Raw genomic sequence first — 25633 nt, forward strand, 5'->3', positions numbered from 1 at the left:
TCAATGCCACAGTGCATTCAGAATTCGCGCGATATGCGCGAGCGACTCAGACGAGGTCATGTGCCAGTGCGGGGCCGGTACCGGGTGATCGAGCACCCGGCCGTCGACGGCGCGCGCCCAGCCCGCGACACCCGGGACGGGCCGTTCCTCCAGCGCGGCGGTGAAATACACGACGTCCCCGTGGAATACGTCCGCCCGGTACGCCTGTGCCAGCTCCAGCGAGCGCGCGCTCGACTCCAGCACCCGCGTGACCAAGCCGGTGTCGAAGGACTCCGGACCCGCGCCGTCACCGAGAAGCCCACCCAGCAGGTCGGCGATTTCGGCACCCGGATCCTCGGCCGCCCCGGCGGTTTCACCCAGGAAGCTGTCCAGCATGCCCAGCAGCGCGACCTGCTCACCCTCCCGCTGCAGGCGCACCGCGACGGCGTGCGCCAGCACACCGCCGAGCGACCAGCCGAGCAGGTGGTACGGCCCCGACGGCTGCACCGACCGGATGGCCGACACGTACACCTCGGCCCAGTCCTCGATCGAATCCGGCAGCACGCCATCGGCTTTCAGTGCCGGTGACTGGAGACCGTAGATCGGCCGATCCTGGTCCAGGTACGCGCCGAGCCCCGCGAACGACCACGAGACACCGCCGACCGGATGGATGCAGAACAGCGGTTCGGCGCTGCCCTCCCGCCGCAACGGCAGCAGCACGTCCAGCGCCGCGTCCGCATCGCCACGGGTGGCCGAGCTCAGCTCCCGGGCGAGTTCGCCGGGCGTGAAGGCGGTGAACAGCAACAGCAGCGGAACCGGTTCGCCCAGCAGTTCGCCGAGCCGCGAGACCAGCCGGGTGGCCAGCAGCGAGGTGCCGCCGAGTTCGAAGAAGTTGTCGTCCAACCCGACCAGCTCGAGCCCGAGGACCTCCGCGTACGCGGCGCAGATCGTGGTCTCCAGCTCCGTTGCGGGAGCCCGGAATTCACGTGCCGCGAAGGTCGGCGCGGGCAGTGCGCGGCGATCCAGCTTGCCGGAGGCGTTGAGCGGCAGCTCGTCCAGCACGACGAAGGCCGACGGCACCATGTACGCGGGCAGGCGCTGCGCCAGCGCGCGACGGATCGCCTCGGTGTCCGGCTGCGTGGAATCGCCGGGCACCAGGTAGGCGACCAGGTGTTCGCCCGCACCCGGCCACACGACCACGACCGACTGAGCAATGCCGTCCAGATCGGTCAGCGCGGTTTCGACCTCGCCGAGCTCGATGCGCAGACCGCGCAGCTTGACCTGGAAGTCGGTGCGGCCCAGGTATTCCAGCTCACCGTCCCGATTCCACTTGACCAGGTCACCCGTGCGGTACATCCGCGCCGACGTCCCGAACGGATTGGCCACGAAGCGATCCGCGGTCAGATCGGGCCGCGCCACGTAACCCTGCGCCAGCTGATCACCGGCCAGGTACAGCTCGCCCGCGACGCCCGCCGGAACCGGCCGCAGCCGCGAATCGAGCACGTAGACCTGGGTATTGAACACCGGACGCCCGATCGGCACCGTCTCGGTGTCGGTATCGGCGACCTCGTGATAGGTCACGTCCACGGCGGCTTCGGTGGGTCCGTAGAGATTGTGCAGCCGCGCTCCGGTGAGCTCCCGCAGGCGCTGTGCGGCGCGGGCGGGCAGGGCCTCGCCGGAAGCGAAAACCTGCCGCAGACTCCGGCATTGCGCCGCCGCGGGCTCGGCCACGAAGGCCGCCAGCATGGACGGTACGAAATGAACCGTAGTCACATTTTGGGCAAAAATAAACGACGCGAGATAGGCCGGATCGCGGTGCCCCTCGGGAGCCGCCACCACCAGGCGCGCACCGACCTGCAAGGGCCAGAAGAACTCCCACACCGAGACGTCGAAGGTGGCGGGCGTCTTCTGCAGCACCGCGTCCGCGGTGGTGAGCCGGTACTCGGACTGCATCCACACCAGGCGGTTGACAATCGCCCTGTGCGACACCGCAACGCCCTTCGGGCGGCCGGTGGAGCCGGAGGTGAAGATGACATACGCGGTGTTCCCGCCGACCAACCCGCCATGCCGTTCCCGATCGGTGATCGGTTCGGCCGAATAGGCGTCGAGATCGAATTCGTCCAAATCCTGGGCGGTCAGCACCATGGCCGGTTGCGCGGTATCGAGGATGTGGGTGATCCGCTCCCCCGGCTGCGCCGGATCGATCGGCACGTAGGCCGCCCCGGTCTTCAGCACGGCGTAGATCGCCACCACCAGCTCGGCGGATCGCGGCAGCGCCAGCGCCACCGTGTCCCGCGCCCCGACACCCCGCTCGATCAGCAAGCGCGCCAACCGGTTCACGCGGGCGTCGAGCTGGGCGTAGGTCAGCACCTCCGCCTGCGGACCGTCCACCACCAGCGCGACGCTGTCGGCGTGTCCGGCCACGGCGGCCTCGAACAGCGAGACCAGCGTCGGCTCCGGCAACACGTCGAAAACGGCCGCGGTGTCGTTCCATTCGTCGAGGATGAGCGTCCGCTCGCCCGCGTCGAGCAGCTCGATCTCACCGGTCCGCACCGATCCGTCGGCCGCGACGGCGTCGAGCACCCGCCGGAAGCGTCGCACGAAGCCGTCCACCGTGGCGGTGTCGAACAGCGCGGTGGCGTAGGTCATGGTGGCGGTGAGGCCGGCGGGCTTGCCGTCGGCGTCGTAGCTGTCCATCACGACCAGGTGCAGGTCGAATTGGGTGACATCGGTGTCGAATTCGATGGCCGCGACCCGCAGCCCGTCCAGCTCGAAGGCGGCGGGCTGCTGGTTGTTGAACGAGAACCCGACCTGGACCAGCGGATTGCGGTCGGTGGAGCGCTCCGGGTCGAGCGCCGCGACCAGCTGTTCGAAGGGCAGCTCGGCATTGTCGAAGGCCGCGAGGTCGGCGGACCGGACCCGGCGCAGCAGGTCGGTGAAGACCTCGCCGGGGTCGATGCCGGTGCGCAGGACCAGCGTATTGACGAACACGCCGACCAGGTCGTCCAGCATCGCGTCGTCGCGTCCGGCGATCGGGGTGCCGACCGCGATATCGGCCGCACCCGTCAACCGCGACAGCAGCGCGGCGAAGGCCGCGTGCACGGTCATGAACAGGGTCGCGCCATTGTCGCGGCCCAATTCGGCCAGGGCCGTATGGGTTTCGGCGTCCACGGTGAAGTCGACGCGCCGCCCGGTGGCATCCAGCAGCTGCGGCCGCGGCCGGTCGGCGGGCAGGGCCAGCAGCGGGGGCAACCCGGCCAGGGTCTCGGTCCAGAAGCCGAGCTGGCGGGTGGCCAGCGCCGCCGGATCGCCGGTCGCGCCGAGCAGTTCGCGCTGCCAGATGGCGTAGTCCGCGTACTGCACGGGCAGCGGCGGCCAGGCCGGAGCCGCACCCGCCTTGCGCGCCGAGTAGGCGAGCATGACGTCGCGGGCCAGCGGGGCCAGCGAACTGCCGTCACCGGCGATGTGGTGCATGACCACGACGAAGACGTAGTCCTCGGGAGCCAGCTCGAACAGCGCCGCGCGCAGCGGCACGGTGGCGGTGACGTCGAAGCCCGCGCCGATCACCTCGGCGACCGCCGCCGTGACCGACTCTTCGGTCACCGGAATCGCCTTCAGCACCGGCAGTTCCGCGACCGAGGCGGCCGGGATCACCACCTGCGCCGGGCCCGATTCGGTGTCCGGGTAGACGGTGCGCAGCACCTCGTGCCGGACCACCACATCGGCGATGGCGGCCTGGAGGGCGGGCACGTCCAGCGGTCCGGTGAGGCGGATCGGGAGCGGGATGTTGTAGGCGGTGGACTCCGGATCCAGCCGGTTGAGGAACCACATGCGCTGCTGTGCGGCCGAGAGCGGCAGCAGCTCGCCGGGGGTCCGGTGATGCGCCACCAGTTTCACGCGCGCTCCGCCGTCGGCATGCGTGGCGATGCGAGTCGCGAGGGCCTCGACCGTCCCCGCCTCGAACAGGGCCCGCATCGGGACGGTGGTGTCCAGGGCCGAGCCGATGCGGGTCACCACGCGGGTGGCGAGGAGCGAGTTACCGCCCAGGTCGAAGAAGTCGTCGTCCAGGCCGACCCGCTCGAGTCCGAGGATCTCGGCGAAGACGCCCGCGACGGTTTCCTGGATCGGCGTCTCCGGCGCGCGGAAGGCGCGCGCCTGCACGGCCGGGGCCGGGAGGGCGCGACGGTCCAGCTTGCCGTTGACGGTCAGCGGGATTCGGTCCAGCACCACGATGGCGGACGGGACCATGTAGGACGGCAGCAGCTCGGCCGCTCCGTCGCGGACGGCGTCCACGGCGGGCGCGATGCCGTCCTCGGGCACCACGTAGGCCACGATCCGCTGATCGCCCGGCTGGTCCTCGCGCACGATGACCGCCGCCTGCGCGACGCCGGCCTGCGCCAGCACCGCGGACTCGATCTCACCGAGCTCGATACGGAAACCGCGGACCTTCACCTGGTCGTCGGCGCGGCCCAGGTATTCGAGCTCGCCGAAGCGGTTCCAGCGGGCCACGTCACCCGAGCGGTACAGCCGCTCGCCCGCGATTCCGAACGGGCTGGCCACGAAGCGGGCCGCGGACAGATCCGGGCGACCGAGATAGCCGCGCGCCAATTGCGGTCCGGCGATGTACATTTCGCCCGCCACGCCGACGGGCACCGGGCTCAGGCGGTCGTCGAGGACGTACACGCGCAGACCCGAGATGGCGCGGCCCACCAGCGAACCGGTGGCAGCTGCGATCGTGTCGGCGTCCAGGAAACGGACGGAGACGTGGACCGTGGTCTCGGTGATGCCGTACATGTTCACCAGCCGCGGCGCGCTGTCCCCGTGCCGGGCGACCCAATTCGACAGCCGGCGCAATTCGAGGGCCTCACCGCCGAAGATCACGTACCGCAGCGCGAGCGCCTGGTCCGCGCCGCCGGTCGCCGCGACTCGCTCCGCCTCGGCGAGTTGGTAGAACGCCGACGGGGTCTGGTTGAGCACCGTGACCCGTTCCCGGCGCAGCAGTTCCAGGAACTGTTCCGGGGACCGCGAGACGTAGTAGTCGACCACGACGAGCCTGCCGCCATTGAGCAGCGGGCCCCACAGCTCCCACACCGTGAAGTCGAAGGCGTAGGAGTGGAACAGCGTCCACACGTCGTCGGGGCCGAAGCCGAACTCGTGATCGGTATTGGCCATGAGCCGCACGACATTCCGATGCGCCACGGCCACGCCCTTGGGGCGGCCGGTGGAGCCGGAGGTGTAGATGACGTAGGCGATGTGATCCGGACGCAGCGGTGCGCGCCGATCCGAATCGGTGATCGGGGCGTCGGAGAGCTCGGCCGAAATGCCGTCCAGCAGCACGACATTCAGCTGGTCCGGCAGCACGACCTCGACGGTCGAGTCGGTGAGCACACCGGCCGGCTTCGCGTCCGACAACACGTACGCGATGCGATCGGCCGGATAGCTCGGATCGATCGGCACGTAGCCCGCACCGGTCTTGATCACGGCCAGCAGCGCCACCACCAGTTCCGCCGAGCGCGGCAGCATGACCGCCACCAGCGACTCCGGACCGGCCCCGGCCTCGATCAAGCTGCGCGCCACCGTATTCGCGCGCCGATCCAGCTGCGCGTAGGTCAGCTCCTCGTCGCCGAAGCGCACCGCGACCCGTTCCGGATGCGCGGCCACGGCCCGGTCGAGCAGGCTCGACAGGGTGGCGTCGGGGTCACCGCCGACATCGTCGCCCGCGGCGACCCACCGCTGCGAGACCTCGCGGCGCTCGTCCGCGTCCATCAGATCGATATCGCCGATGACGGTCGCCGGATCCGCGGTCACCGCGGTCACGATGCGAATCAGCCGCTCGGCGAACGATGCCGCGGTCTCCGCGTCGAAAAGATCGGTGGCGTAGTTCAGTTCGAGCGCCAGGTGCCCGTCGGCATCCGGCTCGTCGGACACGGTGAACTGGAGATCGAATCGGGCGACGGGCGCCTCGAAGTCGACCGGCTCCAGCATCAGACCGGGCGCGGCATAGGTCTGCGAGCCCAGTTTCATGTAGGTCAGGACCACGGTGCACAGCGGGTTGCGGGCCTGGGTGCGGGGCACCCCGAGGGCGTCCACCACCTGGTCGAACGGCACGGTGGCGTGATCGAAGGCGGCCAGATCGGCCGCACGGGTGCGAGCCAGCAGGGCGTCGAAGCCGCGGTCGAGTTCCGGCTGGGTGCGCAGCACCAGGGTGTTGACGAACATGCCGACCAGGTCGTCGAGGGCGGCATTGCCGCGGCCCTCGACCGGGGTGCCGATGGCGATATCGGTCGAGCGGGACAGCCGGGCCAGCAGCACCGACAGCGCGGCATGCCACACCATGAACGGAGTCACATTGTGCGCCTCAGCGATTCGGCGAATCGCGGAGGCCAGTTCGCCGTCCAGGCGGGTGTGCACGTACGCGCCCCGGCCCGAGGCCACATCCGGGCGCGGTCGATCGGTCGGCAACGCGAGTTCCTCGGGCAGATCGCGCAGCGTCTCGGTCCAGTACTCCAGCTCGCGCGCCCCGGTGAGTTCGAGGGTGGCCCGCTGCCAGAGCGCGAAATCGGCGTACTGCACCGGCAGTTCGGTCCACTGCGGCGCATTTCCGGCCGCCCGGGACAGGTAGGCGGTGATGGTGTCGCGCAGCAGCGGGGTCGTGGACTGGCCGTCGCTCGCGATGTGGTGCATGACCAGCAGGAGCACGTGGCTGTGGTCGGATTCGCGAATCAGCGCGGCGCGCAACGGCACCGTGGTGGTGACATCGAATCCGGTGGCGGCGAAGTTCGCGATCCAGGTCGGGTCCGCGGCGTCCGCGCCGGTCCGGATCTCCAGCGGCAGCGGAGCTTCCGCGGCGGGCAGGATCAGCTGGTGGCCGACCCCGTCGGCGTCCATCGGGTAGATGGTGCGCAGCACCTCGTGACGGGCGACCACGTCGGCGAAGGCCGCCAGCAGCACGCCGGTGTCGATCTCGCCCGCGATGCGGACCGCCGAGGGCAGGTTGTAGGCCGCCGACTCCGGATCCAGGCGGTTGAGCAGCCACATCCGAGTCTGCACCGGGGACAGCGGAATCAGCTCCGGTCGCGGCATGCGGCGCAGCGGGACGGCCTGCCCGGCGGCGGTGACGCGAGCGGCCAGCTCGGCGACGGTCGGCGCTTCGAACAGCTGCCTCACGCTCAGCTCCGCACCCAGGGCGGCATTGGCGCGCGCCACCAGGCGCATGGCCAGCAGTGAATTGCCGCCGCGGGCGAAGAAGTCGTCGTCCGCGCCGATGGTGACGCCGCCGAGCAGATCGCCGATGAGGCCCGCCAGCACGGTCTCGGTGCCCGGCGCGGGCTCGCGGTCGGCGACGGTGGCGGCGGTGAATTCCAGTGCGGGCAGCGCGTTCCGGTCCAGCTTGCCGACCGTGGTGAGCGGCATCTCGTCGAGCACCGCCAGGTGGGCGGGAACCATGTAGGCGGGCAGCTGGGTGCGGGCGTGCTCGAGCAGGGTCTCGGCCTCGAGTCCGGTGCCGGAGACGTAGCCGATCAGGCAATCGGTCCCGGCGGTGTCGCGGGCCAGCAGCACCACCGCGTGCGCCACGCCGGGCGCGGACAGCAGCGCCGCCTCGATCTCGCCCAGCTCGATGCGCTGACCGCGCAGCTTCACCTGGAAGTCATTGCGGCCCACGTACACCAGATCGCCGGTGCGGTTCCATTTGGCCAGGTCCCCGGTGCGGTACATGCGCGCGCCGGGGACCCCGAACGGGTCGGCCACGAACCGGTCGGCGGTGAGCGCGCCCCGGCCCTGATAGCCGCGCGCCAGCTGCGCGCCCGCCAGATAGAGCTCGCCGATGACGCCGGTCGGGACCGGGCGCATGCGGGCGTCGAGGACGTAGGCGCGGGTGTTCCAGTTGGGGCGGCCGATGGCGACCTCGAAATCCGGATCGGCGTCGGAGAATTCGTGATAGATCGTGCTGATCGCGGCCTCGGTGGGACCGTAGGCATTGTGCACCGAGCCGCTGACCAGCTCGCGCAGCCTGCCGAGCAGCTCGACCGGCAGCGCCTCGCCGCCGGTGTGCAGGTGCCGGAACGAGTGCAGGGCGTCGCCGTGGCCCTCGGCGACCAGCGCCGCGAGCACCGACGGCACGTGTTCGGCGATGGTGACGCCGAATTCGCGCATGAGCCCGGCCAGGTAGTCCAGGTCCTGGTGGCCGCCGGGGCGCGGAATCACCAGGGGCGCACCGACCATGGCGGGCAGGAAGCACTCCCAGACCGAGACGTCGAAGGCCAGCGGGGCACGCTGCATGATGCGGTCGGCGCGGGTGACGCCGTAGCGGGATTCGAGCCAGCGCAGCTGGTTCATGATGGCGCGGTGGCTGGTGGCCACGCCCTTGGGCAGGCCGGTGGAGCCGGAGGTGTAGAGGACGTAGGCGAGGTTGTCGGGGCGCAGCGGAGTGCGGCGCTCGGCATCGGTGACCGGGGCGTCCGAAAGACCCTCGAGTGCACCGGATTCCGAGAGCTTCGCGACGTCCAGCACGCGGACACCGTCGAGTTCGGGCAGTTGGGCGTCGCCGACGGTGAGCACCAGGTCGACATCGGAGGTGCTCAGCACGTGGGCGATGCGGTCGGCCGGGTGGGCCGGATCGACCGGGACGTAGGCCGCACCGGCGGCCACCACGGCCCACAGCGCCACCACCATGTCGATGCAGCGCTCGGCGGTGACGCCGACGATGGCGTCCGGGCCCGCGCCCGCCGAGATCAGGCGGCGGGCGAGCCGATTCACGCGCCGCGCCAGATCCGCGTAAGCGACCTTCTCATTCTCGAAGATCAGCGCGTCCGCGTCGGGATCCGAGGCCGCGCGGGCGTCGAGCAGCCCGGCCATGGTCTCGGCGGGCAGCGCCCGGGTGGTGGCGTTGCGATCCACCAGCAGTTCGCCGCGTTCGGCACGCGACATGATCTCGACGTCCCCGGCCCCGGTGCGGGGATCGGCGAGCAGGGCACGCAGCACACGCTCGTAGGCGTCCTGGAACGCGCCGATGGTGGCGGCGTCGAAAAGGTCGGTGGCGTAGGTGATGTAGACCTCGATGCCGTCGGGCGTGCCCTCCGCCGAGGTGGTCTCGGCCAGCGTCCAGTCCAGGTCGAACTGAGCCACCGTGGCATCGACGGTGAGCGCCTCGATGGCCAGCCGGTTCAGCTTGATGCTGGGCCGGGAGTGGTTCTGCAGGGTCAGGGTGACCTGGCACAGCGGCGCGTGCGCCTGGGAGCGCACCGGATTCACCGCCTCGACCAGCATTTCGAACGGGACCACGGCGTGCTCGAAGGCGGCCAGGTCGGTATCGCGGACCTGGCCGAGCAGCTCGCCCAGCGGCGCGTCCGGCCGCACCTCGGTGCGCAGCACCAGGGTGTTGACGAACATGCCGACCAGGTCGTCGATGGCCTGGTCGCCACGTCCGGCGACCGGGGTGCCGATGACGATGTCGCCGGTGCCCGACAGGCGGGCCAGGGTGACGGCCAGCGCGGTGTGCAGCACCATGAAAGGGGTCACGCGCTTCGAGGCCGCGAAATCCAGGACGGCCGAGTGCAGTTCGGCGTCGAAGCGGCCGGTGAAGCCCGCGCCGCGACCGCTGGCCACGGCGGGGCGGGGACGATCGGCGGGCAGGGCGAGCACGTCGGGCAGGCCGTGCAGGCGGCGGGTCCAGTGTGAAAGCTGGCGTGCCAGCACCGATTCCGCGGCGGCGGTGCCGCCCATGGACACGGTGTCGGGGCTGCCGAGGGCGGCGCGCTGCCAGAGCGCGAAGTCGGCGTACTGCACGTCGAGCGGACGCAGGTTCGGGTTCTCCCCCGCGCACCGTGCCACGTACGCAGTGGCGATATCGCGGGTGAGCGGGCCGAAGGACCAGCCGTCGGCGGCGATGTGGTGGATCACCATCACCAGCAGGTGCACGCCGGGCTCGTCGGTGAGTTCCAGCAACCGGATGCGGAAGGGCACCTCGGCGGTGACATCGAAGGCGGTGCGCGCCACCGCTTCCACTAGTCCCGGCAGCTCGGCGGCGGTGACCGGCTCGGGTACCAGGTCGATCAGGCGGGTGCCCGCCGGGAGGATGAGCTGGCTGGCCTCGCCGTCGTGGTCGGGGTAGATGGTGCGCAGGGTCTCGTGCCGGTCCACCACATCGGCGACCGCGGCCCGCAACGCCTCGACATTGAGTACGCCCGTGAGCCGCAGGGCGAACGGGATGGTGTAGCCGTCGCGGATGTCGAAGCGGTTGAGGAACCAGATGCGCTGCTGCGCGATGGACAGCGGGATGCGGTCGCCGCGCTGCTGCGCGGTGATCGGGGGCAGTTCGACGACGGATTCGGCGTCGGCCGCGCGGATGCGTGCGGCCAGACCCGCGACCGTGGCGTCCTCGAAGATGGCGCGCAGGGGAATCCGTACGCCCGTGGCCTGGGCCAGGCGGGCGACCAGCTGGGTGGCGACCAGGGAGTTGCCGCCGAGGGTGAAGAAGTCGTCGTCGGCACCGGCGCGGTCGGCTCCCAGCAGGGCCGTGAACACCTCGGCGACGAGTCGTTCCTCCGGGCCGGTGGGTGCACGGAAGGCGACGGTGTTCGTGGTCGGGGCGGGCAGGGCGGAGCGGTCGAGCTTGCCGGAGGTATTGACCGGGAAGGCGTCCAGCAGCATGAAGATCGCGGGCACCATGTACGCCGGGAGGCGCTGTGCGAGCTCGATTTTCAGCTCGGCGTCCGAAGGCGCGGCACCCGGGGCGGGGATCAGGTAGGCGACCAGGGTCTCCTCCTTCACGACCACCACCGCCTGTGCGACGGACTCCAGTGAGCTGAGCGCGGCCTCGATTTCACCCAGCTCGATGCGCAGCCCGCGCAGCTTCACCTGGAAGTCGGTGCGGCCCAGGTATTCCAGCTCACCGTCGCGGTTCCACTTGACCAGGTCACCGGTGCGGTACATGCGCTCGGCAGCACCGAAGGGGTTGGCCACGAAGCGATCCGCGGTCAGGCCCGGGCGGGCCGCGTAGCCGGTGGCCAGCTGGTCACCGGCCAGATACAGCTCACCCGCGACGCCGACCGGGACCGGGCGCAGTCGTGAATCCAGCACGTAGAGCCGGGTATTGAAGACCGGACGCCCGATCGGCACGGTGTCGATGTCGGCGTCGATCACCCGGTGGTGGGCCACCTCGACGGCGGCCTCGGTCGGGCCGTAGAGGTTGTGCAGTTCCGCGCCGGTGAGTTCGCGCAGCTTGTGCGCGGACTTGGGGGCGAGCGCCTCGCCGGAGGCGAAGACCATGCGCAGGCCGGTGCACCGCGCGGCGGCCTCCTCGGCGACGAACACGGCCATCATCGACGGCACGAAGTGGGCGACCGTGATGCCTTCGCGGGCAATGAGTTCGGCGAGGTAGACCGGGTCGCTGTGGCCATCGGGCCGGGCGATCACCAGGCGCGCGCCGATCTGCAAGGGCAGGAAGAACTCCGGCACCGACACGTCGAAGGTGGCGGGGGTCTTCTGGAGCAGCACGTCGGCGGCGGTCAGGTCGTAGCTGGCGCGCATCCAGGCGAGCCGGTTGACGATGGCGGCATGGGCCACCGCCACGCCCTTGGGGCGGCCGGTCGAACCCGAGGTGAAGATGACGTAGGCGGTGCCGGAATCCCGCAGCGGCGCAATGCGGTCCGCGTCGGACAGCGGGGTGTCGTCGTAACCGGCCAGGTCCAGCAGGTCGATGCGCACCTGCGCGGTGTCCAGCAGCAGGTCGGTGCCGGAGGTCAGCACGGTCACCGGGTCGGCGGTCTCGAGGATGTATTCGATGCGGTCGGCCGGGTGGTCGGGATCCAGCGGCAGGTATCCGGCACCTGCCGCGGACACGGCGTACATGCCGACGACCAGGTCCAGGGAGCGGCGCATACCCAGGGCGACGAGGGAATCCGGGCCGACACCCTCACTGATCAGCCAGCGGGCGAGCCGCCGCACGCGGGCGGCGAACTCGGCGTAGGACAGACTCGTCCCCTCGAAGGTGAGCGCGATGGCGTCGGGGGTGCGGGCCACCTGGGCCTCGAACAGCTCGGCCAGCGTCTTCGGGACGCCGTCCAGGGCGGCGGCCACATCGAAGGCGGTGTCGTTCCAACCCCGCACGACCAGTTCGCGTTCGGCCGCGCCCAACAGGTCGATGTCGCCGACCGGTACCGAGGCGTCGGCGGCCACGGCGGCAAGCACGCGCCCGAAGCGCTCGGCGAGCGCGGTGGCGGTGGCGGCGTCGAACATCTCGGTGGCGTAGCGCAGATTGCCGGTGAGCCCCTCGCCGGTCTCGCCGACCACCAGGTGCAGGTCGAATTTCACGGTGGGGTCGTCGATCTCGACCGGGGTGATGCTCAGACCGGGCAGCTCGAAGGCGCCGGCCTCGCCCATCCGGGCGGCATCGGTGAACGACAGCATGACCTGGGCCAGCGGCGGCGCGCCGGTGGTGCGGTCCACCGCCAGGGCGTCGACGATGCGTTCGAAGGGCACCTCGGCATTGGCGAAGGCGGCCAGGTCGGCGGTGCGGACGCGATCGAGCAGATCGGTGAAGGGCCGGTCGGCGCCGACCTCGGTGCGCAGCACCAGGGTGTTGACGAACATGCCGATCAGGGCGTCGAGCTCGCGTTCGCCGCGGCCGCCGATCGGGGAGGCGACGGCGATGTCGGCGGTGTTCGCGCTGCGGGCCAGCAGGGCGGCGAAGGCGGCGTGCACGACCATGAACATGGTGACGCCGTGCGCGCGGGCCAGTTCACGCAGTCCGGCGGCCACCGCCGGATCCACCGAGAACGGCACGGACGCACCGGCATTGGTGGATACCGCGGGCCGCGGGCGGTCGGTGGGCAGGGCGAGCTGCGGGGGCAGGCCCGCCAGGGTCTCGCGCCAGAACGCGAGCTGCTGGTGTGCCACGGTGCCCGACTCGTTCGCGTCGCCGAGCAGTTCGTGCTGCCAGAGGCTGTAGTCCGCGTACTGGATGTCCAGGGGTTCCCAGCCGGGCTCCGCGCCGACGGTGCGGGCGGTGTATGCGCGCATCAGATCCAGGATCAGCGGCTGCAGCGACAGGGCGTCCGCGGCGATGTGGTGCACGACCACGGCCAGCACGTATTCGGGCTCGGCGGCGTCCTCGTCGACCACGAAAAGACCGATGCGCGAGGGAAGTTCACGGGCCACGTCAAACCCCGCAGCGGCGAAGGCCGTGATCGTTGCCAGCAGTTCGGACGCGGCGACCGGCACCGAGTTGAGGCTCAACCCGATCTCGGCGACATCCAGAATGTCTTGGTAGGGACCGGATTCCGAGTCCGGGTAGCTGGTCCGCAGGGATTCGTGGCGGGCCAGCACATCCAGGGCGGCCTGTTCGAGCGCCGCGATGTCGAGCGCGCCGCGCAGGCGCAGCACGATCGGCAGGTTGTAGACGCTCTGTTCGCCGTCCTCGGCTTCGATCCGGTTGAGGAACCATAGTCGCTGCTGCGCGGGCGAGAGCGGAATGCGATCCGGGCGCGGGCGCGCGGCCAGGATCGGCCGGGCCGCATCGGGATTGGCGGCGACCAGCGCGGCGGCCAAGCCCTCGACGGTCGAGGCTTCGAAGAGCAGGCGCACCGGCACCCGGGCACCGAGTTCCGCGCCGATGCGGGAGGTCACCCGGGCGGCGTCGAGGGAACTGCCGCCGAGGGCGAAGAAGTCGTCGTCCAGGCCCACCCGCTCGGCGGTGAGCACCTCGGCGAAGACGGCCGCCACCAGGCGCTGGGCGGCGTCGACGGGTGCGCGGAAGCGCTTGGCGCGCAGCTCCGGCACGGGCAGGGCCTTGCGGTCGAGCTTGCCGCTGGAGTTGAGCGGCAGTTCGGGCAGCGTCATCAGGGCGGTGGGGACCATGTAGGGCGGGAGCACGCGGGTCAGGCCGTCGCGCAGGGCTTCCGGGTCCAGTTCGACGCCGGGAGCCGCGACGACGTACCCGGCCAGGTAGTCGCCGGAGTCGGCCTTGATGAGCGCGACCGCGGCCTGTGCGACCTCGGGGGCCAGCAGCAGCGCGCTCTCGATCTCGGCCAGTTCGATGCGCTGGCCGCGGAACTTGATCTGGAAATCGAGGCGTTCGAGGTAGACCAGCTCGCCGTCCTCGGTCCACTTCACCAGGTCGCCGGTGCGGTACATGCGCGCTCCGCTCGCGGCCCCCGGACCCACCCCACCGAAGGGGTTGGCCACGAAGCGATCCGAGGTCAGATCGACTCGGCCGTGGTAGCCGCGCGCCAGCTGGGCACCGGCCAGGTACAGCTCGCCGGGCACGCCGATGGCGACCGGGTGCAGGCGCGAATCCAGCACGAAGACCTGGGAATTCCACTCCGGCTCGCCGATCGGGACGGTGAGGGTGTCGGAGCTGTGCGCCTCGCGGAAGGTGATCGAGACCGCGGCCTCGGTGGGACCGTAGAGATTGTGCACCCCGGCGTCGCTGACCGCCCAGAAGGCGGCGACGGTCTCGGGCGGCAGCGCCTCGCCGATGACGAAGACATCACGCAGCGAATCGAGTTCGCCCGCCTCGGCGTGCGCGGCGAAGACCGCGAGCATGGAGGGCACGAAGTCGGTGAGCGTGACCCCTTGCCGGGCAATGGTTTCGGCGATGTAGCGGGGATCGCGGTGGCCGTCGGGGGCGGCGACCACCAGGGTCGCGCCCGCGCGCAGCGGCAGGAAGTAGCCCCACAGCGAGACGTCGAAGGTGGTGGCGGTCTTCTGGAGGTAGATGTCCTGGCTGCGCACGCCGTATTCGGCCTGCATCCAGGCCAGCTGGTTGGCGATGGCGCGGTGGGTGACCGCGACGCCCTTGGGCTTGCCGGTGGAGCCGGAGGTGAAAAGACCGTAGGCCGGATGGTCGGGGTGCAGGACGGCGCGGCGTTCCCGGTCGGCGATCTTCGTGCCGCTGTAGTCCGCCAGGTCGATCTCATCGAGGTGATGCAGTGGGACGTCGATGGATTCGGGCAGGGTGAATCCATCCCGCCGGGTGGTCAGCACCGAGTGCGGGCCCGCGGTGGCGAGGATGTGGCCGATGCGCTCGGCCGGATGGCCCGGATCCACCGGCACGTACGCGCCGCCCGCGCGCAGCACCGCGTACATGGCCGCCACCAGCTCCACCGAGCGCGCCATGGCCAGCACCACCAGCGATTCCGGGCCCACCCCGGCGGCGATCAGGTGGCGGGCCATGCGGTTGGCGCGCTCGGAGAACTCGGCGTAGGTGAGTTCGGTGTCGCCGAAGACCAGGGCGCGGGCGTTCGGGGTGCGGGCCGCCTGGGCGTCGAAACCCTGGTGCAGGAACAGGTCCGGGACGCGGGAGCCGGTGGCGTTCCAGCTCGAGGTGACGTAGTCGCGTTCACCGGCGTCGAGGAGTTCGATATCGCCGACCGGGACCGCGGCGTCGGCGGTCGCGGCGGTGAGCAGGCGGGCGAACTTGGCGGCGAACTCGCGCACCGTGTGTTCGTCGAAAAGGTCGGTGGCGTAGTTGAACTGGACCCGGTAGCGGTCGCCGTCGGAGATGACGGTCAGCTGCAGGTCGAACTTGGCGATGCCGGGATCGAAGTCCAGTTCCTCGGCGCTGAGGCCGGGCAGGGAGGCGCTGAGCTCACCCAGGTTCTGCATGAACAGGGCCACCTGGAACAGCGGGTGGCGGTTGCGGGCGCGGGGCGGATTGAGCACCTCGACCAGGCGCTCGAAGGGGACGTCGCGGTGGGCGAAGGCGCGCAGATCCCGGTCGCGCACATGGGAGATGAGCTCGCCGAAGGAGTCCGCGCCCCGGACCTGGGTGCGCAGCACCAGGGTGTTGACGAACATGCCGACCAGGGCGTCGAGGGCCTGGTCGCCGCGTCCGGCGACGGGCGTGCCGATGGCGATGTCGGAGGTGCCCGACAGCCGGGCCAGCACCGCGGCGAGCGCGGCGTGCAGCACCATGAACGGGGTGGCGCGGTGGGCGGTGGCGACCCGGTCGACGGCGGCGCGCAGCTCGGCGTCGATCTCGGTCTCGAACGACGCGCCCCGGAAGCTGGAGGCCGCCGGGCGCGGGTGGTCCGCGGGCAAGTCGAGCTGCGCGGGCAGATCGTCGAGTTCGCTTGCCCAGAACGCGATCTGGCGGGCCGACACCGATTCCGGATCGGATTCGTCGCCCATCCAGGCGTGCTGCCACAGCGTGTAGTCGGCGTACTGCACCGCGAGCGGCTCGTACTGCGGGCGCTGGCCGGACTGCCGCGCGAGGTAGGCCATGACCAGATCCCGCACCAGCGGTCCGATGGACGCGCCGTCGGCGGCGATGTGGTGGGCGACCACCACCAGGGTGTGGTCGGCGGGGCCGGAACGCAGCAGCCGAGCGCGCAGCGGCACCTCGGCGGTGACGTCGAATCCCTGTGCGGCCAAGGCGAGTACGGTGCCCGCCAGCTGGTCCTCGGGCACCTCGCGCGGGGTCAGGTCGACCGCGGCGGCGGGCAGCACCACCTGGGCCGGGCCCTGCTCGGTGCCCGGATAGTAGGTGCGCAGCGACTCGTGGCGCTCGATGCCATCGGCGAAGGCGGCCGCCAGCGCCGCGGTGTCCAGCTCGCCGCGCAGGCGCAGCGCGAACGGCACATTGTCCACGGCCGACGGGTCGAATTCGTCCGCGGCCGGGTCGTATTCGCTGCGCGCGTAGTGGTTGAGGAACCACATGCGCTGCTGGGCGGGTGAGAGCGGGATGTGGTCCGGGCGCGGCCCGGCGATCAGCGGCGGCCGGGCCGGGCCGGCGGTATCGCCGAGCGCCGCCAGCGCGGCCACCGTGGGCCGCTCGAAGAAGTCGCGCACGTCCACGGTGACGCCCAGCGCCTCCCGGATGCGGGCGATGGCGCGGGTGGCGATGAGCGAGTTGCCGCCGATGGTGAAGAAGTCGTCGTCCGCGCCGACCACCGCGAGGTCGAGGACGTCGGCGAAGATGCCCGCGACCACCTCCTCGGCGGGCGTGGCCGGGGCGCGGAAGGCGGCGGCGGTGTCGGCGAAGACCGGTTCGGGCAACGCTTTTCGATCGACCTTGCCGTTCACGTTGAGCGGCAGCTCGGGCATCGAGACCAGCACCGAGGGCACCATGTACTCGGGCACGTGGGTGCGGACGGTGGAAAGCACTGCGGCGGTGTCGATCTCGGCGTCACCGGACGGCATGACGTAGCCGACCAGCGCCTGCTCGCCATTGGCGCGGGTGTGCATGAGCACCACCGCCTGGGCGACCGCGGCATCGCGGCGCAGCGCCGACTCCACCTCGCCGAGTTCGATGCGCAGGCCGCGCATCTTCACCTGGAAGTCGCTGCGGCCCACGTACTCCAGCTCGTCGGGGCCGCCGTCGCCGGACACCCAGCGCACCAGGTCGCCGGTGCGGTACATGCGATCACCGGACGGGCCTTCGGGATTGGCCACGAACCGCTCGGCGGTCAGGCCCGCGCGGGCGACATAGCCGCGCGAGAGCTGCGGTCCGGCGATGTACAGCTCGCCGACCACGCCGACCGGCACGGGACGCAGATCCTCGTCCAGGACCAGCAGTTCGACGTCGTCGCCGGGCACGCCGATCGGAATCGAGTCGACGTCGGCGGCGGTGACCTCGTGGGAGGTGGCCAGCACGGTGGACTCGGTCGGGCCGTACACGTCGAACAGGGTCGCGCCGCTGACGCTGCGGAAGTCAGCGGCGGTGCCGACGGGGACGGTCTCGCCACCGGTGAGCAGATAGCGCAGGGAATCGGGCATGTCCTCGCCGCTGCGCAGCACCTCGGCCACCAGCGCGCCCAGCATGGAGGTCACGAAAAAGGCCGTGGTGACCCGGGATTCGCGCATGACGCGGACCAGGTAGGCGGAGTCGAGGTGGCCGTCCGGGGCGGTGACCACCAGCCGGGCCCCGGTCTGCAGGGGCCAGAAGATCTCCCACACCGAGGCGTCGAAGGTGGTGGAGGTCTTGAACAGTACGGCGTCCTCGTCGGTGAGCCGGAACTGCCGCTGCTGCCAGCGCAGGAAGGTCACCACCGCGCGGTGCGGGATGGCCACGCCCTTGGGGCGGCCGGTGGAACCGGAGGTGAAGATGACGTAGGCCAGGTTGTCCGGGCCGGGCTGCGGCAGCTCCGGGTCGTCGGCCGGGGACAGCACCCGATCGCGGTCCAGGCCGTATTCCCGTGCGTTGCGCTCGAATTCGTCGATGCGCAGCACCGGGGCGTCGATGTCGAAGTCGGGCTGGTCGCCGGTGGTGGTGAGCACGACCGCGGGCTTGGCGACCTCGAGCACGTAGGAGGTGCGCTCGGCCGGGTGGTCGGGGTCGATGGGCACGTACGCGCCGCCCGCCTCCAGGATGGCGTACATGCCGACCAGCAGCTCGAACGAGCGCCGCACCGCCAGGCACACCAGCACGTCGGGGCCGACGCCCAGGCCGCGCAGGTGGCGGGCGAGAACCGTGACGCGGGTGACGAATTCGGCGTAGGTGAGGCTCGCGCCCTCGAATTCCATGGCCACCGCGTCGGGGGTGCGCCGCACCTGCTCCCGGAACTCGGTGATCAGGGTCTCGACCGGGGCCAGCTTGGGGTCGAGGACATCGGAGGCGGCCAGGACGGCATCGTCGACCAGCGCCTCCAGCGCCGCGGTCAACCCGCCCTCCTCCCCGGCCATCAGGCCGGGCAGCTGGCCGGAGACCACGACCTGCATGAGCGCCTCGGGCTCGAGCGCGCCGCCCATGGCCTCGCTCAGCATCTCGATCGCGGTGGCCAGCGCGCCGTAGGTGACGCTGTCCCCCGCGTGGCGCAGGGCGGTTCGGTCGGCGTCCAGATCGGCGACAACGGCGATCAGACATGGTAGGTCGCCAACGCCGTAGGCCCGGCGCAATGCCGTGACCCGTCCGGTCCGATTGGTGGCGATCGACTCTGCGTAGTGCATCAGAGGCTTCCTTCCGACGTGCTTTCCGAGCGAAGGATCAGGGCCTGCGCGTCCGCGGTGAGCGTGCTCAGGGCCTGTTGGAGTCCGGCCGCGCCGAGGGCGGCCAGAATGCCGGGCACCAGTCCGGCGAGTGCCACGTTCACCAGCGCCTCCGGCTTAGCGGCGGCGCCCATGGCGCGGGCGGTGACGGTGATCTTCTCGGCGAGATCCCGGTAGGTGACGGTGCGATCGCCGTGGGTGAGGGCGACCGACTCGGGGTCGGCCGCCGCCGCGGCAGCGATCAGGGTGGGCAGGTCTGTGGCGGGCGCGGCCGGTCGCGGCTCGGCCGGGCCGGAGCGGCGGTTGCGTTCGGCATCGGTGCGAATGTCGATGGCGCGCACCGGGGCCTCCGGATCGGCGAGCATGGCGTTCAGCACCAGGTGCAGGCGCTCGGCCAGCAGGCGCACCGAGTCGGCACCGAGAATGTCGGTGGCATAACCGAATCGCATATCGAGGCCCACCACGCGCCCCGCGTCGTCGCGGACCTCGATGGCCGTGAGCTGGAGGTCGAACTTGGCCTCGGTGAGCTCGGGTTCGAGCACCTCGACGGTCAGGCCGGGCAGGGTCACCGCGCCCGCCGGCATGTTCTGGAAGGCGAAGGCCACCTGGAACAGCGGGTTGACGGTGGCCGAGCGGGCCCGGCCGGTGGCGGCCAGCACGGCGTCGGCGACCCGCTCGAACGGGACGTCGGCATTGGCGAAGGCCGCCAGATCGCGGTCGCGGACCTGCCGCAGCAGGTCGGTGAAGGCGAGCTTGGCGTCGATCTCGGTGCGCAGGACGACGGTGTTGACGAACATGCCGATCAGGTCGTCGAGGGCCCGCTCGCCGCGACCGGCGACGGGGACGCCGATCGAGATGTCGCGCTGGCCCGAGAGTTTCGACAGCAGCACCGCGAAGGCGGCGTGCAGGACGCCGAACAGGGTCGCGCCGTGTGCACCGGCCAGCGCCGAGAGACGGGTGACGGTCTGCTCGTCGATGGCGAAATTCAGGGTGTCGCCGAGCATTTCGCGGCGGGCGGGGTGCTGCCGGTCGGTGGGCAGCGCCAACTGGTCGGGCGCGGAGGACAATTCGTCCACCCAGAAGGCCAGCTGACGGTTCAGCAGGCTTTCCGGATCGGCGTCGGAGCCGAGCACCGCGCGCTGCCAGGTGGCGTAGTCGCCGTACTGTACGGCCAGCGGGGCCCAGCCCGGAGCCGTGCCGACGGCGCGAGAGGTGTAGGCCAGCATCAGGTCCCGGGTCATCGGCAGCACCGAGTAGCCGTCGGTGCTGATGTGGTGCAGCACCACCAGCAGCACGTGGTCGGCCGGGGACAGCTCGAACAGTGCGACCCGCACCGGCGGGGCGGCGGTCACGTCGAACCCGAGGGTGGCCTGCTCGAGCAGCCTGGTTCGGATGTCGTTCTCGGACAACGGGATCGGGGTGAGCTCACCGACGAGCTCGGCCAGGTCCAGGACCACCTGCACCGGCTCGCCGTCCAGCTCGGGGTAGCGGGTGCGCAGGATCTCGTGGCGCTCCAGCACATCTCGCAGGGCGGCGGTGAGCGCGGACCGGTCGAGATCGCCGGTGAGGCGGACTGCGGCCGGGACGTTGTAGGCCCCCGACTCCGGGTGCAGGCGGTTGAGCACCCACATGCGCTGCTGGGCCAGCGACAGCGGGGCCGGGCCGGTGCCGGTGCGCCGGGTCAGCGCGGGCAGCAGCTCGGAGCGGTCGGCGGTGGCGATCCAGGCGGCCAGCGCGCCCACGGTCGGGGCGTCGAAGAGCGCCGAAACCGGCACCCGCACACCGAGATCCGAACCCAGCCGGGCGACCAGGCGGGTCGCCATGAGCGAATTGCCGCCCAGGGCGAAGAAATCGGTGTCCAGGCCGATGAGGGTCCGCTCCCCGGTGCCGATCACCTCGGCGAAACCGGCCGCAACGGCCTGTTCGAGCGCGGTCACCGGCTCGCGGTAGGCCGCTGTGGCGAAGACCGGTTCGGGCAGCCGGGCGCGGTCGACCTTGCCATTGGCGTTGAGCGGCAGGGCATCCAGCACGACCAGCGCGGCCGGGACCATGTACCGGGGCAGGTCCACCGCGAGGGCGGTGCGCAGCGCGGTGGAGACCTCGTCGCGAGCGTCCTCGGTGGTGCCGGGTACCGCGGCGTAGGCCACCAGCTGGGCACCCGCGTCGGTGGTGCGGGCCACCGCGACCGCCGCGCTCACGCCGGGCTGACGCCGCAGCGCGGTCTCGACCTCGCCGAGCTCGATGCGGAAGCCGCCGATCTTGACCTGGAAGTCGGCGCGATCGACGTACTCCAGCGCGCCGTCGGCACGCCAGCGGACGATATCGCCGGTGCGGTACATGCGTTCGGCCGCCGAGCGCGGGGAGGCGGAGCGGAAGGGGTCGGCCACAAAGCGGTCGGCGGTCAGGCCCGGGCGGCCGTGATAGCCGCGCGCCAGCTGCGCGCCGGACAGGTACAGCTCGCCGGGGACGCCGATCGGGACCGGCGAGAGGCGGGCGTCGAGCACGTAGACCCGGCTGTTCCAGGCGGGCGCGCCGATCGGCACGGCCTGGCGGTGCCGCTCGCGGACCTCGTGGGCGGTGATGGAGACCGCCGCCTCGGTGGGGCCGTAGAGGTTGAAAAGCCTTGCGCCATCGGCATTCCGGTCCAAAAACTCGGCGGCGGTGGCGGCGGGCAGGGCCTCGCCGATGGCCAGCACCGCGCGCACCGAGGCGGGCAGCGGGCCACCCGCGAGCAGCATGCCCAGCAGCGATGGCACCGGGTGCAGGACCGTGACGCCGTGGCTTTCGATCAGGGCGCGCAGGCGGTCCGGGTCGCGTTCGTCGCCCGCGGCCGAGACCACCAGGCTGCCGCCGGTGGTGAGCGCGGACCAGAATTCCCACACCGACAGGTCGAAGGTGGCGGGGGTCTTGAGCAGCGCGCGATCGCCCGCGCCCAGCTCGAAGGTGGCACGCAGCCAGCTCAATTGGTTGACGATGGCCGCGTGCGGCACCGCCACGCCCTTGGGCAGGCCGGTCGAACCCGAGGTGAAGATGACATACGCCGGGTGCTGCTCGCGCAGCGGGCGGATGCGCTCGGCATCGGTGATCGGGGCGGCGGACTGGGCGGTGAGATCCAGCCGGTCGACCTCGAGCACCGGGACCTGCGCGATGAACGGGACATCGTCGGCCGCGGTGGTGAGAACGACTGCCGGGGCGGCGGTTTCGACGATGTAGGCGATGCGCTCGGCCGGGTGGTCCGGGTCGATCGGCACATACGCGCCGCCCGCCTTGACCACGGCGTACATGGCGATCACCAGGTCGATGCCGCGGCGCATGGCCAGCACCACGCCGCTCTCGGGACCGACGCCCGCCGCGATCAGGCGGCGGGCCAGGCGGTTGACCCGGGCGTCGAATTCCGCGTAGGTGAGCGAGGTTTCGCCGTCGAGCAGGGCGACGGCCGCCGGGGTCGTCGCGGCCTGGGCGTCGACCAGATCGGCCAGGGTGGCGGGCGCGACGGGGTGCGCGGTGGCGTTCCAGTCGTGAAGGATGCGCCGGCGCAGACCCGTGCCCAGCAGATCGATATCACCGACGGCGGTATCCGGCTGCGCGGCAATGGTTTCCAGCACGCGGGCCAGGGCGGCGGTGAAGCGCTGCGCGGTGTCCTCGGTGAACAGGTCGTGCGCGTAGCCGAGGGTCAGTTCCAGCCCGGCGGGCGCGCCGGTCGGAGCGTAGTGGTCCACCGCGAACAGGTGCAGATCGAATTGCGCCACGTGGGCGTCGAATTCGAACTCCGCGACCGTCAGGCCGGACAGTTCCAGTTCGGCGCGCTCCTGGTTCTGGAAGGACAGGCCGACCTGCATGAGCGGGTGCCGGGCGGTGGAGCGGGCCGGGTTGAGCACCTCTACCAGCCGTTCGAACGGCACGTCGGCATTGCCGAAGGCGGCGATGTCGCCGGAGCGGACCCGGGCCAGCAGCGCGGTGAACGGTTCGGCGGCATCGGTGCGGGTGCGCAGCACCAGGGTGTTGACGAACATGCCGATCACGTCGTCGAGGGCGGCTTCGCCGCGGCCCGCGATGGGGGTGCCGACGGCGATGTCGGTGGTGCCGGACAGTCGCGCCAGCAGGGCCGCGAAGGCCGCGTGCACCACCATGAACAGGGTCGCGCCGTGGCGGCGGCCCAATTCGGTGAGGGCCGTGTGCAGTTCGGCGTCGAGCGGGAGGCGCAGGTAGCTGCCGCGCAGGCTCTGGCGGGCCGGGCGCGGGTGGTCGGCGGGCAGGTCGAGCTGGTCGGGCAGCCCGGCCAGGGTCTCGCGCCAGAAGGCGAGCTGGGCGGTGGCCACCGAATCCGGGTCGTCCTCGGAGCCGAGCAGCGCGCGCTGCCACAGGGCGTAGTCGGCGTACTGCACCGCGAGCGGCGGCCAGGCCGGAGCGTGTCCCGCCCGGCGGGCGTCGTAGGCCACCATGAGGTCGCGAACCAGCGGGACCACCGAGGAGCCGTCGCCCGAAATGTGGTGCAGCACACCGGCGAGCACGTGCTGGCCGGTGGGGGTGCCGTCGGCGTTGACCAGCCGCAGCAGCTCCACCCGGATCGGCACCTCGGTGGTGACGTCGAAGGTGGTGGTGAGGATCTCGCGGACCCGCACCGGCAGTTCGTCCTCGCTGACCGGCAGCACCTTCAGTTCCGAGAAGGCCTGCGCGGCAGGCAGGATCACCTGCGCCGCGCCGTCCGGGGTCTCGGGGTAGACGGTGCGCAGCGATTCGTGGCGTTCCACCACGTCGGCGAAGGCCGCGCCGAGGGCCGCGGCGTCCAGGTCGCCGGACAGGCGCAGCGCGATGGGCACGTTGTAGGCCGTGGAGGACTGGTCGAAGCGGTTGATGAACCACATGCGCTGCTGGGCCGGGGACAGCGGCAGCCGGTCGGGGCGCTCGGCCGCGACCAGGGCGGGACGCGCGGCGCGGCCGGTCGCGTCGGCCAGCGCGGCCGCCAGGGCCGAGACGGTCGGAGCCTCGAAGAGCGTGCGGACGCCGACGGTGGTGTCGAAGACCGCGCCGAGACGGGCGACCGCCTTCGCGGCGACCAGGGAACTGCCGCCGAGTGCGAAGAAGTCGTCGTCGGCGCCGACCTGCTCGACCCCGAGCAGTTCGGCGAACACGCCCGCCACCAGCTCCTCGGCCGCGGTGGCCGGGCGACGGTAGGCGGTGGCCTCGAAGACCGGGGCGGGCAGGGCGCGGTAGTCGAGCTTGCCGTTGACGGTCATGGGCAGGGCGTCGAGGACCACGAATGCGGCCGGAACCATGTATGCCGCGAGACGACCCGAGACGGCGGCGCGCACGGCGGCGACGTCCAGGCCCGCGCCCGACGCGACCAGGTAGGCCACCAGCTGATCGCCGCGAGCCGCGTCGCGGTGCAGCACCACCACGGCCCGGCGGATCAGCGGGTGCTCGGCCAGCGCGGCCTCGATCTCGCCCAGCTCGATGCGGTAGCCGCGCACCTTGACCTGGGAGTCGTTGCGGCCCAGGTAATCCACCGCGCCCGAGGCGGTCCAGCGGACCAGGTCGCCGGTGCGGTACATGCGCTCGCCCGGAGCCCAGGGGCAGGCCACGAAACGGTCGGCGGTCAGGGCCGCGCGGCCGCGGTAGCCGCGGGCCAGCTGGGCGCTCGCCACGTACAGCTCGCCGACGACGCCCACCGGCACCGGACGCAGCCGGGCGTCGAGAATCCATTCCCGGACACCGGCGAACGGCGGGCCGATGACGACGTGGTCCGAGACATCGAGCGGGACACTGGCGTTCACGATCACACTGGCCTCGGTCGGCCCGTAGGCGTCCACCAGGGTGCGACCCGCACCGGCCCAGCGGCGCACCAGCTCGGCCGGGACGGCCTCGCCGCCGACCGCCGCGACCCGCAGCGACGGAACGTCCTCGGGATCGATGGTGCCCAGCGCGGACGGTGTCATGAGGGTGTGCGTAACCCCGTGCCCGCGAATGACTTCCGCGAGTTCGGGACCGGCGGCCGCCGAATGCGGGGCGATCACCAGGGTCGCGGCCGAGTCGACGGCCATCAGCAGTTCGCCGACGGAGATGTCGAAGGACGGCGACGATACGTGCAGCACCCGCGCCGACGGCTCGCCGAAGTAGCTCGCGGTCTGGGCGGCCGCCAGGCCCGGCAGGCCGAGGTGGGAGACCATGACGCCCTTGGGCACGCCGGTCGAGCCGGAGGTGTAGATGGCGTAGGCGACGTGGGAGGCGTACAGCGGGCGCACCCGGTTCGCGTCGGTGATCGCGCGATCGCTGAATCCGGCGACGGTGCCCCGGAATTCGAGGTCGTCGAGGGCCAGCCAGGGAATCGTGTCGGGCAGCGAGACGCGGGCGGCGGACGCCGTCATGCCCAGGGCGGCACCGGAATCCGCGACCATGAACGCGATCCGGTCACTCGGGTGCGCCGGGTCGATGGGCACCCAGCCCGCACCCGTCTTGGTGATGGCCCAGACCGCGAGCACCGAGTCCAGCGACCGGTGCATGGCGACGGCGACCAGGTCCTCCGGGCCGACGCCGCGCTCGATCAGCAGGTGCGCCAGGCGATTCGAGATGGCGTCCAGCTCGCGGTAGGTGAGCTCGCGTTCCCCGTCGACCAGCGCGACCGCGTCCGGGCGGGCGGCCACGGCCGCCGCCATCAGGTCCGGCAGCCGGCGACCGGTGGTGACCGCGCCGCCGGTGCGGGAGGTCAGATCGGCGTGCTGGGCGGGTG

Annotated in this window: 2 protein-coding genes (1 of these 2 only partly in view); both read right to left on the reverse strand. The window is 71.5% G+C overall.

The annotated features are described in order from the left end of the window. On the reverse strand, nucleotides 1-18867 hold the full coding sequence (locus NS2_RS17440) for a non-ribosomal peptide synthase/polyketide synthase (protein ID WP_147207214.1): 18867 nt from the start codon (nucleotides 18865-18867) through the stop codon (nucleotides 1-3). After that, on the reverse strand, nucleotides 18867-25633 hold the end of the coding sequence (locus tag NS2_RS17445) for a non-ribosomal peptide synthase/polyketide synthase (protein WP_186817603.1). It continues 11158 nt past the right edge of the window; the window shows 6767 of its 17925 coding nt (coding positions 11159-17925); its start codon lies off the right edge, out of view; its stop codon occupies nucleotides 18867-18869. Before NS2_RS17445 ends, NS2_RS17440 begins: the two co-directional genes overlap by 1 nt.

The sequence above is a fragment of the Nocardia seriolae NBRC 15557 genome (assembly GCF_007990715.1).
GTDB classification, from domain to species: domain Bacteria; phylum Actinomycetota; class Actinomycetes; order Mycobacteriales; family Mycobacteriaceae; genus Nocardia; species Nocardia seriolae.